We start from the raw sequence: 233 nt of genomic DNA on the forward strand, positions 1-233 counted from the left end.
GCGAACGATGGCTGGGTGGAAATCGACAACAACATCGCTGAAAATGCCCTGCGGGCGGTCAGTCTGGGTCGTAAAAACTTCCTGTTCTTCGGCTCTGACCATGGTGGTGAGCGGGGAGCGCTACTGTACAGCCTGATCGGGACGTGCAAACTGAACGACGAGGATCCAGAAAACTACCTTCGCCATGTGTTTGGCGTCATAGCTGACTGGCCGGTCAACCATGTCAGCGAACT

At 55.4% G+C, this 233-nt stretch carries 1 protein-coding gene; it reads left to right on the forward strand.

Annotation, left to right across the window (positions count from 1 at the left end; translation table 11 throughout):
- Nucleotides 1-233 (forward strand): transposase (locus QP437_RS10490; protein WP_285267799.1); only part of this gene is annotated, 233 nt, incomplete at both ends.

Origin of the sequence: Haemophilus sp. UMB1048, from assembly GCF_030218125.1 — a bacterium.
In the GTDB taxonomy this organism is placed as follows: Bacteria; Pseudomonadota; Gammaproteobacteria; order Enterobacterales; family Pasteurellaceae; genus Haemophilus_D.